The organism is Pseudacidovorax intermedius, from assembly GCF_001476815.1.
Lineage (GTDB): Bacteria > Pseudomonadota > Gammaproteobacteria > Burkholderiales > Burkholderiaceae_C > Xenophilus > Xenophilus intermedius_A.
The window spans coordinates 1-17,061 of sequence record NZ_LDSL01000038.1; the positions used below are offsets into that span (position 1 = coordinate 1).

Genomic DNA, 17,061 nt, shown 5'->3' on the forward strand with positions numbered 1-17,061 from the left:
CGGCGTCGGCACCTCGGCCGGCTATCTGCTGGCCGCGCTGGCGGCCGACCTGCTGGTCCCGCTGTTCAGCTGGCGCTCGCTCTGGCTGCTGGGGCTGCCCACGGGGCTGCTCATCATCTTCCTGGGGCGCTTCATCCCCGAGTCGCCCCGCTTCCTGGCCAATGCCGGCCTGCCGGCAGCGGCGCAGGCGGTGCTCGACCGCTTTGCCGGGCCGGCGGGCGCCGGGCCGGCCGCCGCGCCGGCGGACGACGAGGCCGCCGCCGCGCCGGCCGCCAGCGCCTCGCTGCTGCGCGGCGCCCATGCACCGCTCAGCTGGGCGCTCATCGCCGCCGGCCTGGCCTGGGGGCTGGTGAACTTCGGCTTCCTGCTGTGGCTGCCGACCAGCCTGGGCACCATGGGCATGGCGCCCGAACAGGCCAACGCGCTGCTCGCCCGTTCGGCGCTGGTCGCGCTGCCGGGTACCGCGCTCGTCATCTGGCTCTACCACCGCTGGAGCAGCGTGAAGGCGCTCATGCTCTTCCTGGCGATGACCTGCGCCTCGCTGCTGGTGCTGGCGGTGCTGGGCCTGGGCACCGCGGCCTCGGCGCCGGCGCTCATCGCCGCGTCGGCGCTGTTGCTGCTCAGCGCGAGCGGGGTGATCGCCATGCTCATTCCCTATGCGGCCGAGATCTACCCGGTGCACCTGCGCGGCACCGGCTCGGGCCTGATCGCGGCGAGTTCCAAGGCGGGCGGCATCCTGGGCGCGGCCGGCGGGGTGGCGGGACTGTTCGCCCACGTCACGCTGTCGGCCCTCGTCGTCTCAGTGCCGCTGGCCGTGGCGGTGGCACTGCTGCTGCGCAGCGGCGTCGAGACCCGCGGCCGTCGGCTGGAAGACATCCAGGCCGAGATCCGCGGCTAGCCCGTCACGGCAGGCCGGCTCCGGGGGCTTAGCATTTGTGCGGGGATGTGCGCATTTGGTTTACATGCCGCAGAATCGCCCGCAGGATGGAGACGCAACAAAAGCTGGGTGACGGTGCCGATGCGCACGCGATGCGCGGGCGATGGCGATCCGCTGCCCCTTGCGCCCTTTGCCGACGGGCGGCAGGTGGTCGCGCCCTGACCGCGCTCCCGTGTCGACGCCGAGCCCATCGCCTGTGAAGATCTTTCCGCATTCCAATGCCCCGGCGTCCGCCGGCAAGACGCGCACCTACTGGCTCGTGCGAATGAACCGCCGCAACCGCGGCATCTTCTATCTGCTGCTGTTCATCGCGGTGGGTTCGCACTTCCTGGCCACGGGGGCGTCGGCCGCGGCCTGGGGTCTGCTGGCGCTGCAATTCCTGCTCTACCCCCAACTGGCCTATTTCTGGGCGCTGCATGCGAGGGACCAGCGCGAGGCGGAGCATCGCAACCAGGTGCTCGATGCGCTGTGGGCCGGCTGCTGGATCGCGGGCCTTGGCTTTCCGCTGTGGATCGCCTTCACCATGTTTGCGGGGGCCTGCCTGCACATGGTCGTCTTCTACGGGCCGCGGGGATTGCCCCTGGTGATGGCGGCCATGGGCCTGAGCGCAGGCCTGGTGTGGGCCTGCGGCCTGGGCCGCGCACCGCATTTCGACACCGACCTGCGCACCACGGCGCTGTCGATGGTGTCCCTGACCATCTTCTTCGTGACCTATGCGCTGGACGGCTACCGCCGTGCGATGGACCAGCACCGCAGCGAAATGAAGCTGCGCACCCAGTTCGAGGAGATCAAGGCTCTGCAGGCCAGGCTCTATCAGCAGACGATCTGCGATCCGCTGACGGGGCTGCTCAACCGCCGGCATCTGGGCAAGGCCCTGCCGGCCGCCGTCGATGCCGCCCGCGCCGGCGCTGGCGATGGCGAACTCGCCCTGCTGCTGTTGGACATCGACCATTTCAAGGGCGTCAACGACCGTCACGGGCACGAGGTGGGCGACGAGGTCCTGACGGCGCTGGCGCGCCTCATGCAGGCCGACCTGCAGCCGGGCGAGCTGGCCTACCGCCACGGCGGCGAGGAATTCCTGCTGTTGCTGCCGGGCTGCAGCCGTGCCGCCGCCTTCGACCGCGCCGAACGGCTGCGCCAGGCCTTCGCGGGCCGGGCCATCGGGCACCAGGGCGAGCCGATCCGCTGCACCCTGTCGTGCGGTCTGGCGCAGTATCCCGAGGACGGCGCCAGCGCCCGGGAGCTGCTGCGCGCGGCCGACCATGCGCTCTACCGTGCCAAGGACAAGGGGCGCAATCGCAGCGAGGCCTGCGCGCCCGATCTGGTCTGAGAGGCGCCCCGCCGCAGGCGGCGGCGGGCGCGTTCCCCTATCGGGCGATGGGCTGGTCGAGCGCTTTCTGCAGCCAGTCCGGCAGGATGATCACCGGCCCCACGCCGCCGCCCGGCGGCATGATCGGGCAGACCTCCTGCGCGAACCGAAAGGCGCCGTCCGGGTCGTACTTGCACTTGACGGCGTACAGGCCGGCCTGGGCATCGCCCCAGTAGCAGGGGCCGTAGTCCGGCTGGCCGACCTGCGGGTAGTTCTGGTAGATCTCGCCGTTCCACATGGGCTGCAGGTAGTCCTTCCAGCCCTCCAGGAAGTCTTCCGCCGGCCCTTTCTGCTCGTCGTTGAACCAGAAGACGTCGAGCACGGCGTTGAAGGCCGACGTCCGGTGCACGAAGGCGTTGCCCTCGGGCGCATAGGCATTGATGGCCCCGCCGTAGAACTCCATGTAGAAGTAGGACAGCGTGTTGGGCGAGGTCACGTAGAACCGGAGCAGGCCCTGCCATTCGTCGGCGGTGAGCGCCCGCGTGACGTAGCGGGACGCCTTGTCCTCGAACGGCATCGGGCTGCCCGGCGGCAGGCAGGGCATGCCGTAGGGCACGTTCAGCAGGTCGTTGTTGAGATCGTAGAAGCTGTCCACCTTCGTCCACTGCACGATCGCACCCGGCAGGTCGCACAGCGGCTGGATGGCGGCCTGGCCGTCCGCCTGCGAGCCCACGTACAGCCCCCGCACCATCAGGTAGGGGTACAGCGGGCCGCTCGGCGACAGGCCGCCTTCCGTGCCCGGCTGGTAGCACAGCGACACCTGCACGTTCAGGGCCGGCGGCAGCGCATCGAGCATGTAGTCCGACTGCAGCAGCATCAGCGCCTGGGTGGCGTTCTGGAAGTCGGCGTCGGTCGCCAGGGGCCAGATCAGCGCCCAGCCGAACACGTCCCCGAGCGGCCGCAGCCGGTAGCGCACCGACAGCAGCACGCCGAAGTTGCCGCCGGTGCCGCCGCGCACGGCCCACCAGAGGTCGCGGTTGACCGTTTCGCTGGCCGTGACGATCGTGCCGTCGGCCAGCATCACCCGCATGTCGATCACGTTGTCGCAGTTCATGCCGTAGGTGACCGAGGTGAAGCCGTAACCGCCGCCCTGCACATAGCCGCCGACGCACACGTCCGCGCATTCGCCGCCCGGAACGTGCAGCCCGCAGCCGGCGAGCACCGAGTCCAGCTTGCTGAAGGGGCAGCCCGTGCCCACCGTGGCGATCTGGTTGGTTTCGTCCACCGTCGCGTCATTGAGCGCGCTCACGTCGATCAGTGCGCCGTAGCCGGCCGAAAAGCCTGCCGTGCAGTGGCCGCCGGAGCGCACCGTGAAGGGCAGGGGCAATGCCTTCGCCAGGTCCAGGGCGATCGCCACGTCGCTCTCGACCGCACAGTAGACGATCACGACCGGGTAGGTGTTGAACACGGGGTTGAACAGCTTGCGGTCGGCGTCGTAGGCCGGGTCGGAGGGCAGGACGATGTGGCCCTGCAGTTTCGACTGCGCGGCCATCAGGCGCTCACGCGAGACCTGCTCGAACAGTGCATCGTCGAGCTCGGCCCAACGTTTGAACAAGGCACGGTCGCGATGGAATTTCCGGGTGAAGTGATGCGGCATGGTGCTGGTGCTGAAGTGTGGAAGGCACCCGGTGGCGGGTCGGCAGCCCGGAGAAGGTGTGAACGAACCCGCCATGGCCGCTCGTTCTGCCAAAACACGCCCACTCTGCGTTGCAAATGCTCGCCATAGCCCGAGCTATGGCTGCGCTTTGCGCCTGGATTGGCCGCGTTTTGACAGCCCGCTCGGCCACGACGGATTCATTCACACCTTCTGAGCGTCGAGCGACGTCAAAAGGTGTCCAAGCGTAAAATATTGTTTCTATTGAAGCAATACCTTACATTTGCGCGCCATGCCTGGGGCCCGCGCGCCCGCTGTTCCGCAGACCCGCCCAGTACGATACGGTCCGAACGAGTTGCCGGGGGTGCGGGCTGTGACGCTTGATGTTTTGCTGGGTCGGACGCCCTGCGCGCGCGGGGGGCCGGTCGGACGCCTGCCGTGCGTGCCTCGGCCAGGAAGTGGCGGCCTGTGACGCGCCACGTCATCCTCGGTGACTCGGACGACACCCAGGACGGCTCTTTGGCGGCGGCATACGCTGCACTCGACGAGGGCAGATTCCGGACCGCCTACGACTTCGCCGTCACCGCGCTGTCCGCCGCCAATGGCGACAACCCCCGGCTCGAAGCGCGTGCCCTGGCCTGCCTGGCCCACTGCGACCGCATCACTTCCCACCTGCGCCGCGCCAGCGGCAACAGCCGCCGGGCCGCCCAGCTTTTCGAACAGCTGGGCGACGCCCAGGGCGAGGCCAATGCGCTGACGACGCTCGCCCATGTCTGCATGCTGCTGGGCCGCAACGACGAGGCGGTCGAGGCCGCGCTGTTGAGCGTGCAGCTGTGCAAGACGAAGCAGCCGCAGCCGCCCACCGTGCTGGCGTTGAACTGCCTGGGCCTGGCCTATTCGTGGGGGGGCGACCACCAGCGCGGCGATGCCGCGATGGAACTGGCGGTGGAAACCGCACGGCGCTGCGAGCCCCCTGTCAGCATCTTTCAGCCTCGCCTCAACCAGGTGTGGGTCGAGGCCTCCCGGCTGGTCGACGAGCGTTTCCACACCGGCACCATGGGCAGCCTGGCGCGGCTGGAGGCCCTGGTGGCCGAATGCAACGACCTCGAGCGGCACGGCAGTGCGCTGGGTCTCCTGCCGGGGCTGCAGCCGATGCGGTCTGTCATTTCCCCGGCCTCGCGCGCCCTGCTGGCCATCTGGCAGGGCGACCTGTCCTCGGCACGGGCGGAAGTCGAGGCCGCGCGGCGCGCGCTGGGGTCCGACGTGACCTGGCTCGACGCCTTCGTGCGCTGGTGCATGGCCGAGATCGCCTGGGTGGGCCGGGACTGGGCGACGACGCAGCATGAACTCGAGAAGATGCGCGACCTCGCCCTGAGCGTCGAGCACGAGCAACTGGCCTGCCGCGCGCACCTGCTGCTGATCCAGGTGTTCGAGCTCCAGGGCCGGTGCGAGGACGCACTGCGCGAGACCCGGACACTCCGGCGGCGCGAGCAGGGCGTCGTCGCCGACAGCCTGAGCAACCGGGAAGCCCTGGTCTCGTGGCGGCTCGGCGCCCGGCAGAGCGAGCGCCACCTGCAGCAGGCGCTGATGGCGTCCAAGCAGTTCGAGCGCTGGTCGCTGGAGGATGCGTTGACGGGCATCGCGAACCGGCGGCACCTCGAGCAGGTCATGGGCGACGAACTCCGGCTCCATGCCGCCACCGGCCGGCCGCTGGCCGTGGCGCTGCTCGACATCGACCAGTTCAAGGCGATCAACGACCGCTTCACCCATCAGGTGGGCGACCGCGTGCTCAAGACCGTGGCGAGCATCATGTCCTCCCAGCTGCGCGAGCGCGATTTGCCGGCGCGCTGGGCGGGCGACGAGTTCGTCATCGTGTTCTGCAATGCCACGGCCGACATCGCGACACCGGTGTGCGAGCGGGTGCAGTCGGCCATCGCGTCCTTCGACTGGGGGTCGATTGCCGCGGGCCTGCACGTGTCGGCCAGCATCGGCCTGGCCGAGGCGGTGGACGGCGACACGACCGAGTCGCTGCTGCACCGCAGCGACACCTCGATGTACAGGGTGAAGCCTCGCCTCAGCGCATGAGGCGCCGCTGGCGGCGCGCCCAAAAGAAAAAACCCGTTGAGGAATCAACGGGTTGGATCTGTTGGTGGAGAGGCGGAGGTACGTTGCCTCCCTCATTTAGCCGGTACCCAGTGCCTTTGAAGATCAACCACTTGCTTAACCGAGACCAAGCTTCTTGGTGATCTGTCCAGCATACCAATTGGGTGATCAATTGGCCGAGGCCAAGTTACCAGATGGGAAAACGCTCATGCAAGTTCTTTGATTGCATCGGGCCCAGTTGGGCCGTGTGCGCTCGGCCCGACGAATCTCATGGCCGTACGTCCACTGCTGTCCCTTCTGAGATCGTCGGATGCGACGATATGCCGTCCCGTCGGACTGTTTATTGTTCGTTCCGTGCTGGCTCATGCCGGCACGCAGAACGAACAACGAGCAGGAGACAAACCATTGCTGGTACTGCAGATCGTCATCGCAGGCCTGGCGCAGGGCTGCGTCTACGGGCTGATCGCGCTGGGCTTCGTGCTCATCTACAAGGCCACCGAGACCGTCAACTTCGCGCAGGGCGACCTGATGATGCTGGGCGCCTTTGCCGGCTTTGCCGGCATGGGCCTGTTCGGCTGGCCCTTCTGGCTGGCCGCCCTGGCGGCGCTGGGCGCCATGGCGCTGCTGGGCCTGCTGATCGAGCGGTTGATCGTGCGGCCCGTGCTCGGGCAGCCGCAATTCACGATCGTGATGCTCACCTTCGGCTTGGGCTACGTGATGCGCGGGCTGATCACCATGGTGCCGGGCGTGGGCACCGACACCCACACGCTGGCCGTCCCCTACAAGGGTGAGACCGTCGCCCTGGGCGGCGCGGTGGTGCTGGGGGCCGAGCAGCTGGTGGTGATCGTGGCGACGGCCGGCCTGTGCACCGCGCTGTGGCTGCTGTTCCGCTTCACGCGCGTCGGCATCGCCATGCAGGCCTCGTCGCAGAACCAGCTGGCGGCCTACTACATGGGCATTCCGGTGCAGCGCCTCAACGGGCTGGTGTGGGCGCTGGCCGCCGCGGTGGCCGCCGCCGCCGGCCTGCTGCTGGCGCCGGTGACCTTCGTGCACGCCAACATGGGCTTCATCGGGCTCAAGGCCTTTCCGGCGGCCATCGTGGGCGGCTTCGGCAGCCTGCCGGGCGCCATCGTGGGCGGTCTGATCATCGGCCTGGTCGAGGCGCTGTCGGGCTTCTACCTGCCCGAAGGCTTCAAGGACGTGGTGCCCTACGTGGTGGTGCTGCTGATGCTGGCCATCAAGCCCACCGGGCTCTTCGGCGACCGCGCCCGCAAGAAGGTCTGAGCCATGCGCTTCATCTTCAAGACCCGCTACGACCAGGACATCGACCTGGCCCGCCACGGCGGCCAGCGCTTCTGGTACGGGCTGCTGCTCGTGGCGCTGCTGGCCGCGCCCTGGCTGCTGTCCACCTACTGGGTCGCGCAGCTGACCTTCGTCTTCATCTACGCCATCGTGGCCGTGGGGCTGATGCTGCTGGCCGGCTTCACGGGGCAGTTCTCCATCGGCCATGCGGCCTTCATGGGCGTGGGGGCGTACACCGAGGCTTACCTGATCGCGCGCGGCTGGCCGCTGCCCGTGAGCCTGGCCTGCTCGATGGCGCTGGCGGCGGCCGTGGGGGTGGTGGTGGGCCTGCCGGCACTGCGCGTCAAGGGCATGTACCTGGCGATCGCCACCCTGTCCTTCGGCTTCATCGTCGAGGAGGTGCTGGCCCGCTGGGAGAGCGTGACCGGCGGCAACGCCGGCAAGGCGGTGGCCAGCGCCTCGCTCTTCGGCCGGCCGCTGGACAGCACCGAGGCGCTGTACTTCCTGTGTCTGGTCTGCGTCATCGGGGCCACGCTGGCGGTGCTCAACCTCCTGCGCTCGCCCACCGGCCGCGCCTTCGTCGCCATGCGTGATTCGGAGATCTCGGCGCAGAGCATGGGCATTCCGCTGGCGCGCTTCAAGTTCATGTCCTTCGCCATCTCCGCCGCGCTGGCGGGCCTGGGCGGTGCGCTGTATGCGCACAAGATGCAGTTCATCTCGCCCGACCAGTTCGGCCTGGTGCAGTCCATCGACCTGGTGCTGATGATCGTGGTGGGTGGGCTGGGCTCCATGCACGGCGCCTTCTTCGGCGCGATCTTCCTGATCGGCATGCCGCAGCTGATCTCCCTGGCCAAGGACTGGCTGCCGCCCGCCATGGCGCAGGCCGCGGGGCTGCAGAGCGTGGTGTACGGCGGTGTGCTGATCGCCTTCGTGATGCTGGAGCCGCTGGGCATCTACGGCCGCTGGCTCAAGCTGCGCACCTGGCTGGAGCTGTATCCCTTCTACCGCCGCGGCATGTTCCGCCGACAGAAGTCCTACGCCAAATCCGAAAGGCTGAAGTGAACGCACAGCCCCTTCTCTCGGCCCGTCACCTCAGCGTGCGCTTCGGCGGTGTGCTGGCGGTCAACGACGTGAGCTTCGACGTGATGCCCGGCGAGGTCTTCACGTTGATCGGCCCCAACGGCGCTGGCAAGACCACGGTCTTCAACCTCATCAGCCGCATCTACGAGGCCACCACCGGCGAGCTGCAGTTTGCCGGCCGCCGCCTGAACGACGTGCCGCCGCATGGGGTGGCGGCCCTGGGCATCGCCCGCACTTTTCAGAACATCGAGCTGTTCGAGCATGCAACTGTGCTGCAGAACCTGCTGATCGGCCGCCACATCCGCCGTCGCACCAGCGTGTGGAGCGAGATGCTCTTCCTGCCCCAGGTGCGCCGCGCCGAGCGCGAGACGCGCCGCAAGGTGGAGGAGGTGATCGACCTGCTCGACCTGCAGCACTACCGCGATGCGCAGGTGGCGGGCCTGCCCTACGGCGTGCGCAAGGTGGTGGAGCTGGCGCGCGCCCTGTGCACCGAGCCGCGGCTGTTGCTGCTGGACGAGCCCTCGTCCGGCCTGAACGTGGAGGAGACCGGCGACATGGCCTTCTGGATCCAGGACATCCGGCGCGACCTGGGCGTGACGGTGCTGATGGTCGAGCACGACATGGGCCTGGTGTCCAAGGTGTCGGACCGGGTGCTGGCCATGAACCAGGGCGCGGTTCTGGCCCTGGGCGAACCGGCCGCGGTGCAGTCCGACCCGGCCGTTGTCGAGGCCTACCTGGGCACGGTGGACGATGTGGCGTCGCTGCGCCGTCCGCGCATGGAGGCGATGGTATGAGCGCGCTGCCGATTGCCGCACATGCGCCGCAGGCCGACATGCAGCCGACCCTGTCGCTCGCCAACGTCGAAAGCGCCTACGGCCCCGTCAAGGCCATCCGCGGCGTGAGCCTGCGCGTGATGCCGGGGCAGATCGCGACGGTGCTGGGCTCCAACGGCGCGGGCAAGTCCACCATCCTGAAGACCATCAGCGGCATCATCGATCCGCAGAAGGGCAGCATCGTCTTCCAGGGCGAGGAGATCACGGCGCGCGACCCGGCCTGGATCGTGCGCCGTGGCCTGTCGCATGTGCCCGAAGGCCGCGAGGTGTTCCCGCTGCTCTCGGTGCGCGACAACCTGCTGATGGGCGCCTACACCCGGCGCGACCGCGACGCGGTGGCCCGCGACATGGAGACGGTGTTCGGCTACTTCCCCATCCTGCGCGAGCGCGCCGCGCAGGACGCCGGGCTGCTCTCGGGCGGACAGCAGCAGATGCTCGCCATCTCCCGCGCCATCCTGGCCGGCCCGGCCATGATCCTGCTCGACGAGCCCAGCCTGGGTCTGTCGCCGCGGCTGACCAAGGAAATCTTCGAGATCGTGGTGCGCATCAACCGCGAGCGCGGCACCACCATCCTGCTGGTCGAGCAGAACGCCAACATGGCGCTGAACGTGGCCGACCACGGCTACGTGCTGGAGAACGGCCGCATCGTCATGGACGACGCCTGCGACCGGCTGCGCGAGAAGGACGACATCAAGGAGTTCTACCTCGGCATGAAGGAAGCCGGCGCCCGCGGAGACCGGCGCTGGAAGAAAAAGAAGAACTGGCGGTGAGGCGGCGCATGGCACTCTGGAATCTCGATCACTTCAGGCCCACGGACGACCTCGTCGTCCCCGGCGACACCATCTCGCGCATCTTCTGGGCCGGCGTCGCGGCGCGCGGCGACCGCGTCATGATGCGGCAGAAGGACCTCGGCGTCTGGCGCGGCTGGAGCTGGAACGAGGTCGGCACGCTGGTGCGCGAACTCGCGATGGGCCTGGTGGCGCAGGGCCTCGCGCCCGGCGACTGCGTATCGATCCTGTCGAACACGCGCGTCGAATGGGTCTGGCTCGACCTGGCCGTGCTGGGCGCGGCGGGCGTCTCCAACGGCATCTATCCCACCGATGCGGCGGCCCAGGTGCATTACCTGTGCGAGGACTCGCGCACCACCGTGCTGGTGGTGGAGGACGAGGAGCAGCTGGACAAGGCGCTGGAGGTGCGCGCCCGCCTGCCGCTGCTGCACACCATCGTGCTGATCGACCCCAAGGGCCTGGCCGAATTCAGCGACCCGATGGTGATCACCCTGGACGCGCTGCGCGAACGCGGTCGCGCGCACGACGCGGCGCACCCGGGCGAGTTCGAGCGCCTGCGCGAGCTGCGCGGCCCCGAGGACCTGGCCATCCTCATCTACACCTCGGGCACCACCGGCAAGCCCAAGGGCGCCATGCACAACAACCGCAGCCTGGTGACGGTGGTGCATGGGCAGAACCGCATCCTGCCGCAGGACGAGCGCGACGAGCGCATGTGCTTCCTGCCGCTGTGCCACGTGGCCGAGCGGGTGGTCGGGCTCTATGCCTCGATCTACACCGGCACGCGCATGAACTTCGTCGAGAACCCCGACACCGTGCCCGAGAACGTGCGCGAGATCGCGCCCACCGTGTTCGCGGGCGTGCCGCGCATGTGGGAGAAGTTCTATTCGGCCGTCACCATCGCGGTCAAGGAGGCCGGCCCCGTGCAGCAGGCCCTGTACCGCTGGGCCATCGCCCAGGGCCTGGCGGTGGCCGACCGCGTGCTGGCGGGGCAGCCGGTCGGTGCCGGGCTCAAGCTGCGCTACCGCCTGGCGGGCCTGGCGGCGCTGGACAACGTGCGCCGCTTCATCGGCATCCAGCGCTGCCGCTTCATGGCCACCGGCGCGGCGCCCATCTCGCCGGAGCTGATCCGCTGGTACCTGGCGCTGGGCATTCCCATGCTCGAGGCCTGGGGCCAGACGGAGTCGTGCGGCATCTCGACCAGCATGCCGCCCGGGGGCATCCGCCTGGGCACCATCGGCGCGGCCAGCCCGTACAACGAGGTGCGATTGGACCCGGCCACGGGCGAGCTGCTGGTGCGCGGGCCCAACGTGTTCATGGGCTACCTCAACCTGCCCGAGAAGACGGCCGAGACCATCGATGCCGACGGCTGGCTGCACACGGGCGACGTGGGCACGGTGGATGCGCAGGGCTACTTCCGCATCACCGACCGCATGAAGGACATCATCATCACGGCCGGCGGCAAGAACGTGACGCCGAGCGAGTGGGAGAACGAACTCAAGTTCAGCCCCTACGTGACCGACGCGGTGGTGATCGGCGACCGCCGCGCCTACCTCACGGCCATCGTGATGATCGAACAGGAGAACGTGGAGAAGTACGCGCAGGACCACGACATCCCCTTCTCCAACTACGCCAGCCTGACGCGCGCCCCCGAGATCCAGGCGCTCATCCAGGCCGAGATCGACAAGGCCAACCGCAAGTTCGCCCGCGTCGAGCAGATCAAGCGCTTCTTCCTGCTGGACACGCAACTGTCGGCCGAGGACGAGGAGCTGACGCCCACCATGAAGCTCAAGCGCAGCTTCGTGCAGAAGAAGTACGCCGAGCAGATCGAGGCGATGTACCGCTGAGGCGGGCTGCATCGCCGCAGGTGCGGGGCGGTGCGCCGCGCGCCTTTGTGCCACCTGTCGAGGAGACCGTCATGACATCCATCCGTCATTTCCTGCACACCGCCGCGCGGGCCTTGCTGTCCGGACTGCTCGGCGGCCTGGTGCTGGCGGCCGGGCATGCCCATGCGCAGCAGCCGGTGCGCGGCATCACGAAGGACGAGATCCTGATCGGCAGCCTGCAGGACCTCTCCGGCCCCGCTGCGGGCCCGGGCAAGGAGATCCGCAACGGCATGCAGATGCGGCTGGACGAGGCCAATGCCCAGGGCGGCATCCACGGCCGCAAGCTGCGCCTGGTGATCGAGGACCACGGCTACGACCCCAAGCGCGCCGTGCTGGGCGCGCAGAAGCTCATCGATCGCGACCAGGTCTTCATGATGGTGGGCCAGTTCGGCTCGGCCACCATGCTGGCCACGCTGCCGCTGCTGGAGCGTGCCGGCATGGTCAACTTCTTTCCGCTGTCATCGGCGCGCCAGGCCTTCGAGCCCGCCTCGCCGCTGAAGTACGCCTTCCATCCGGCCGACTACGACCAGATCCGCCATGCGCTGCCCGGCCTGATGCAGGCGCGCGGGCTCAAGCGCATCTGCGCCATCTACCAGGACGACGAACTGGGCCTGGAGATCACCCGCGGTGCCGAGGCCGCGCTGCAGGCGCAGGGCCTGCAGTGGACCGAGAAGATGGGCTTCAAGCGTGGCTCCACCGACTTCTCGTCGCAGGTGGCGCGCGCCAAGGCCGCCGACTGCGACGGCGTGGTGCTGGCCACGGTGGTGCGCGAGACCGTCGGCGTGATGACCGAGGCCCGCAAGCTGGGCTTCAAGCCGGTGTTCGTCGGCACGTCTTCGGCCTATTCGTCGGCGATCCCGCGCCTGGGCGGCGAGGCGGTGGAGGGCCTCTACGCCACCATGCTGGTGGAGGAGCCCTACCTCGATTCGCCGAACGGGCCGCTGCGCGAATGGGCCGCCCGCTACAAGGCCCGCTTCTCGGACGACCCGACAGTGTTCTCGGGCTACGGCTACTTCATCCTCGACAGCTTCGTGCGTGGCGTGCAGGCGGCGGGGCCGGCGCTGACGCCGGCCAGCTTCGGCCAGGCGATGGACGGGCTGCGCATCCCGCCTTCGCTCTTCGGCACCCCGGAGATGCGCTTCGGCCCGCAGCGGCGGCTGGGCAACGACGTGGCGCGGATCTCGCAGATCCAGGGTGGCCGCTGGGTGCTGCTGAACAACTGATCCGGATGAGCGCCGCCACCGTCATCGCCGATGCGCCGCAGGCGCCGGACCTGAGCGACGCGGCCATCGCCGCGGGCCTGGCGCGTCACCTGCGCGACGCGCTCGGCTGCGCGGTGCAGGTCGAGGCCCTGCGCCGCTTCACCGGTGGCATGTCCTGGATCACGGCCGCCTTCACCCTGCGCGCGATGGGCCATGCGCTAAACGGCCGGCGCTTCATCGTCAAGGTCGGCTCGCCGGCCGGGTTGATGGCGCCGTACTCGGCGCTGCCCCAGGCCCGCGTGCTGCAGGCCCTGGCCGATTCCGGCGTGCCGGTACCGGCGCTTCGCTGGCATTCGGACGACCCGGCCATCCTGGCCGCGCCCTTCCTGGTCACCGACTGCGTGGCGGGCGAGGAGCTCAACCCCTTCACCCGCGACTACGGCATCGCCGATGCTTCGGTGCTGGCCCCGCTGGGGGGTGAGCTGGCGCAGGTGCTGGCGCGGCTGCATCGCTTCGACTGGCAGGCCGCCGGCATCGACACGCTGCAGGGCGAGGACGCCGCGCAGTCACCAGGCATCGCGCAGGTTCAGTTCTGGCAGGCCCGCGTGCGGCGCTGGAGCCGGCGGCCTCAGCCGCTCATGGCCCATGCGTCCCACTGGCTGCAGGCCAGGGCGCCGCAGGTCGCGCGGCCGGTGGTGGTGCATGGCGACTACCGCGTGGGCAATTTCCTCAGCGTTGGCCCGCGCATCACGGCCATGCTCGACTGGGAGATGACGCACCTGGGCGATCCGCACGAGGACCTGGCCTGGGTGATGCTGCCCGACATGCGCCTGGCGGGCCTGATCGACCACGAGGCCTTCATCGCGCAGTACGAGGCCGCCGGTGGCCTTCGCGTGGACCGGCAGGCGCTGGCTTACTGGCAGGTGTTCTCGCTCTACAAGATGGTGGCCATCAACCTCGGCGGCGAATCGGGCTTCCTCTCGGGTGGGCAGGACCTGCGCCTGGTCTGTCTGGCGCACAACAACCCGAGCTTCCTGCTGCGTCTGGCGCAGGCGATGGAGGAAGCGGCATGAACGCACGCATCACCGTCGCCGATGGCGCCTCCGATGGAGCCGGCGCCGGGCGAGCGGCGCAGCCGGCTCTGTGCGAGACCCCCCAGATGATCCTTGCCGCCATGGCCGCCACGGTGGAGGACCAGCTGATGCCGCGGCTCACCGATGCCCCGGCGCGGGCCGCCGCGGCCAGCCTGCTGCAGGTGATCGCGCAGCTCGGCGCCACCGTGGCCTGGGACCCGGCGCCCCTGGCCGCCCGGCTGGCCGCACGGCAGGCGCTGCTGGCACAGCCGCCCGTGGCGGATGCGCCGGGCGTGCCGCGCCCCATGCCCGCCGCCACCGATGCCGTGGCGCTGGAACAGGCCATCCATGCCTGCGACGCCTGGGCCGAAGCCCAGGTGCCGCCGGGCGCGCAACCCGTGCCACCCGACCTCGACGCCTGGCTGCTCGCCTACGGCCGCGTGGCCGCCGAGGCCGACCTTCGCTTCATGGCGCCCACCCACCTCGGCCGGCTCACGCGCAAGCGGGCGCCGGCCCCTTCCGCCGCACCGGCAGGCCCCCGACCATGATCACGCCCCAGGACGACTTCTTCGGCCACCAGACGGCCGCGCCCCTGCACGAGCCGGCGGCCGACGACAGCGGCATGACGGTGTTCACCGAACGCTTCTGGTACACCGGCCAGGTGGTGCCCGGGGGCCGGCTGGCCTTCAACGTCGGCATGGGCCGCTACCCGGGCCGCGGCATCGTCGATGGCTACGCGGGCGTGTCGATGGACGGCCGCCAGTTCGACTACCAGGTCTCGCGCCATGCCGGCGACCGGCCGCTGGACCCGGAGGCCGGCGCCCTGCGCATCGAGGTTCAGGCCGGCTTCGACCGCCATCGCCTGGTGGTGGCGCCCAACGCGTCGGGCGTGGCGATGGACCTGCTGTTCCATGGCCGCATGGTGCCCAACGAGGAAGGGCGCGAGCTGATCCGCAAGGACGGCGTGCTGTATTCCGACGTCAACCGCTTCGTGCAGCTGGGCCGCTACGAGGGATGGATCGAATTCGACGGCCGTCGCCACGCCGTGGACGCCGACACCTGCTGGGGCGCGCGCGACCGCTCCTGGGGCCGCCGGCTGGAACTGCGCACCGAAGCCGGCGACGCCGCACCTTCGCGCTTTCCGCCCATGTTCTATGCCTTCGCCTGCCTGCAGTTCGAGGACGAGGCGCTTCACTTCTTCCTCAAGGAAAAGGCGCCGGGCCAGGTGCGCTTCCTGGGCGGCTCGCGCAGCGGCCGGCGCGGGCAGGGCGGGGCGCCGGTGCCCATCGTCGGCGTCACGCACGCGCTCGACTGGGACGCGTCGGCGCCCAGCCAGGTCGTCACCGGCGGCCGCCTGACGCTGGCCTTCGCCGACGGCTCGACGCGGGCCCTGAGCCTGCGCGCCCTGCCGGGTCGCTACTTCCTCAAGGGCGGCCTGTACGGCGGCCTGGATGGCTGGAACCACGGCGACGACAAGGGGCCGCTGCATGCAGGCGCGCGCCGGTGGGACTTCGCGGACCCGGCCGACCGCGCGCTGCTGCGCAGCCTGGCCGACCAGGTGCTGGAGATTCGCGACGGTGCACGCATCGGCTACGGCGCGCTGCAGTGCGGCCTCTCGCCCGGCTACGGCCGCTACGACGAGGTGGCGCACCTGCCGCCCATGTGAGCGCACATGCCGGCCGGCCGACCGATCCGCCACCCCAGGAGACATCGATGAAGACCACGACCAAGACCGCATCCCTGCGCAGCGCCCTGATGGCCCTGGTGCTGGGCACCGCCGCCGCGCTGGCCGGTGCCCAGGCGCGCGGTGTGGGTCCGCAGGAGCTGCGCATCGGCACACTGCTGGACCTCTCCGGCGCGCTGGCCAGCGCCGGCAAGGATGCGCGCGACGGCATGCAGATGCGCGTCGACGAGATCAATGCCCAGGGCGGCATCGGCGGCCGCAAGCTGCGCCTGCTGGTGGAAGACCACGGCTACGACCCCAAGCGGGCCGTGCTGGGCGCGCAGAAGCTGATCGAGCGCGACGGCGTCTTCGCCATCGTGGGCCAGTTGGGCACGGCGCCCATGATGGCATCGGCCGGTCTGCTGCGGCAGACGCAGACGCTCAACTTCATGCCGCTCACCGCCACGGCGCTGACCTACGAGCCGCCGCAGCCGCTGACTTTCGCCTACCTGCCGTCGTACGTGGACCAGCTCTCCAAGGGCTTGCCCGCCTTCCTGCGCCAGAGCGGCGCGCGCACCGTCTGCACGGTCTACCAGGACGACGAATTCGGCCAGGAGATCCTGCGCGGGTCCGAGGCCGGGCTCAAGGCCGCCGGCCGCACGCTGGCCGAGCGCACCAGCTACAAGCGCGGCGCGACGGACTTTTCTTCGCAGGTGGCCCGCCTGGCGGCCGCGGGCTGCGACGGCGTGGTGCTCGGCACCGTGATCCGCGAGACCGTGGGCGTGATGACCGAGGCCCGCAAGATCGGCTTCCGCCCCGCCTTCCTGGCCACCGTGTCGGCCTACTCGGCCACCGTGCCGCGGCTGGGTGGCGAGGCGGTGGAGGGTCTGTACGCCAGCGTCGTCATCGACCAGCCCTATGCCGACAGCGGCCCCGCCCCCGTGCGCGCCTGGGCCCAGCGTTACAAGGCCGCCTTCGGCGAGGAGCCCAGCGTCTTCTCGGCTCAGGGCTATTTCGTCATCGACAGCTTCGCCGCCGCGGCGCGTGCCGCCGGCCCCGCGCTGGACACCGCCAGCCTCGTCAAGACGCTGGAGACGCAGCCCCTGCCCGCCACCCTCTTCGGCACGCCGGAGATCCGCTATGCCCCGGGCCGACGCCTGGGCATCGACGCCGTCCGCCTGGCCCGAATCCACGACGGCCGATGGGTGTCGGCGGACTGACCGTCCTTTCCCTT

Annotated in this window: 14 protein-coding genes; 13 read left to right on the forward strand and 1 reads right to left on the reverse strand. The window is 69.7% G+C overall.

Features of this window, described 5'->3' with window-relative positions:
- Together NS331_RS05555 and NS331_RS05560 are read left to right on the forward strand one after the other, a co-directional pair.
- Nucleotides 1–898 (forward strand): MFS transporter (locus NS331_RS05555; protein ID WP_153012755.1); only part of this gene is annotated, 898 nt, incomplete at its 5' end.
- Nucleotides 899–1,133: 235 nt separating this feature from the next.
- The gene (locus NS331_RS05560; RefSeq protein WP_242873661.1) at nt 1,134–2,267 is read left to right on the forward strand and encodes a sensor domain-containing diguanylate cyclase; all 1,134 of its coding nucleotides are present in this window, start codon (nt 1,134–1,136) and stop codon (nt 2,265–2,267) included.
- A 37-nt stretch (nt 2,268–2,304) separates the two neighbouring features.
- Here NS331_RS05560 and NS331_RS05565 read toward each other — a convergent pair whose 3' ends face one another.
- Nucleotides 2,305–3,861: an FAD-binding oxidoreductase gene (locus NS331_RS05565; protein WP_058641017.1), complete on the reverse strand. Its 1,557-nt coding sequence runs from the start codon at nt 3,859–3,861 to the stop codon at nt 2,305–2,307.
- Nucleotides 3,862–4,368: 507 nt separating this feature from the next.
- On the opposite strand from NS331_RS05565, the gene NS331_RS05570 reads away from it, so the two are divergent.
- From NS331_RS05570 to NS331_RS05620, 11 genes are all read left to right on the forward strand, one after another.
- Nucleotides 4,369–5,985 carry a GGDEF domain-containing protein gene (locus tag NS331_RS05570; protein WP_058641018.1) on the forward strand — a complete coding sequence of 539 codons (1,617 nt, stop codon included), beginning with the start codon at nt 4,369–4,371 and terminating at the stop codon, nt 5,983–5,985.
- A 423-nt stretch (nt 5,986–6,408) separates the two neighbouring features.
- Complete coding sequence (locus NS331_RS05575) at nt 6,409–7,287, forward strand: branched-chain amino acid ABC transporter permease (RefSeq protein WP_058641019.1); 879 nt, start codon at nt 6,409–6,411, stop codon at nt 7,285–7,287.
- 3 nt (nt 7,288–7,290) lie between these two features.
- Nucleotides 7,291–8,367 (forward strand): branched-chain amino acid ABC transporter permease, encoded by a 1,077-nt coding sequence (locus tag NS331_RS05580; protein WP_058641020.1) that lies wholly within the window; start codon nt 7,291–7,293, stop codon nt 8,365–8,367.
- Nucleotides 8,364–9,179: an ABC transporter ATP-binding protein gene (locus NS331_RS05585; protein ID WP_058641021.1), complete on the forward strand. Its 816-nt coding sequence runs from the start codon at nt 8,364–8,366 to the stop codon at nt 9,177–9,179. The genes NS331_RS05580 and NS331_RS05585 overlap by 4 nt, the downstream gene beginning before the upstream one ends.
- Nucleotides 9,176–9,988, forward strand: coding sequence for an ABC transporter ATP-binding protein (locus NS331_RS05590; protein ID WP_058641022.1), 813 nt, complete (start codon nt 9,176–9,178; stop codon nt 9,986–9,988). Before NS331_RS05585 ends, NS331_RS05590 begins: the two co-directional genes overlap by 4 nt.
- A gap of 8 nt (nt 9,989–9,996) precedes the next feature.
- Complete coding sequence (locus NS331_RS05595) at nt 9,997–11,850, forward strand: AMP-dependent synthetase/ligase (protein WP_058641023.1); 1,854 nt, start codon at nt 9,997–9,999, stop codon at nt 11,848–11,850.
- 71 nt (nt 11,851–11,921) lie between these two features.
- The gene (locus tag NS331_RS05600; protein ID WP_082702274.1) at nt 11,922–13,112 is read left to right on the forward strand and encodes an ABC transporter substrate-binding protein; all 1,191 of its coding nucleotides are present in this window, start codon (nt 11,922–11,924) and stop codon (nt 13,110–13,112) included.
- A 5-nt stretch (nt 13,113–13,117) separates the two neighbouring features.
- Nucleotides 13,118–14,164: a phosphotransferase family protein gene (locus NS331_RS05605; protein ID WP_058641024.1), complete on the forward strand. Its 1,047-nt coding sequence runs from the start codon at nt 13,118–13,120 to the stop codon at nt 14,162–14,164.
- Nucleotides 14,161–14,712, forward strand: coding sequence for a hypothetical protein (locus NS331_RS26030; RefSeq protein ID WP_058641025.1), 552 nt, complete (start codon nt 14,161–14,163; stop codon nt 14,710–14,712). Before NS331_RS05605 ends, NS331_RS26030 begins: the two co-directional genes overlap by 4 nt.
- Complete coding sequence (locus NS331_RS05615; RefSeq protein ID WP_058641026.1) at nt 14,709–15,830, forward strand: Rv3169 family protein; 1,122 nt, start codon at nt 14,709–14,711, stop codon at nt 15,828–15,830. The genes NS331_RS26030 and NS331_RS05615 overlap by 4 nt, the downstream gene beginning before the upstream one ends.
- Nucleotides 15,831–15,877: 47 nt before the next feature.
- The gene (locus tag NS331_RS05620; RefSeq protein ID WP_242873662.1) at nt 15,878–17,047 is read left to right on the forward strand and encodes an ABC transporter substrate-binding protein; all 1,170 of its coding nucleotides are present in this window, start codon (nt 15,878–15,880) and stop codon (nt 17,045–17,047) included.
- The last annotated feature ends 14 nt before the right edge of the window (nt 17,048–17,061 follow it).

Coding starts and splice junctions, on each gene's coding strand:
- NS331_RS05620 (WP_242873662.1), top strand. CDS start 15,878: ATGAAGACCACGACCAAGACCGCATCCCTGCGCAGCGCCCTGATGGCC.
- NS331_RS05605 (WP_058641024.1), top strand. CDS start 13,118: ATGAGCGCCGCCACCGTCATCGCCGATGCGCCGCAGGCGCCGGACCTG.
- NS331_RS05615 (WP_058641026.1), top strand. CDS start 14,709: ATGATCACGCCCCAGGACGACTTCTTCGGCCACCAGACGGCCGCGCCC.
- NS331_RS05590 (WP_058641022.1), top strand. CDS start 9,176: ATGAGCGCGCTGCCGATTGCCGCACATGCGCCGCAGGCCGACATGCAG.
- NS331_RS26030 (WP_058641025.1), top strand. CDS start 14,161: ATGAACGCACGCATCACCGTCGCCGATGGCGCCTCCGATGGAGCCGGC.
- NS331_RS05580 (WP_058641020.1), top strand. CDS start 7,291: ATGCGCTTCATCTTCAAGACCCGCTACGACCAGGACATCGACCTGGCC.
- NS331_RS05595 (WP_058641023.1), top strand. CDS start 9,997: ATGGCACTCTGGAATCTCGATCACTTCAGGCCCACGGACGACCTCGTC.
- NS331_RS05600 (WP_082702274.1), top strand. CDS start 11,922: ATGACATCCATCCGTCATTTCCTGCACACCGCCGCGCGGGCCTTGCTG.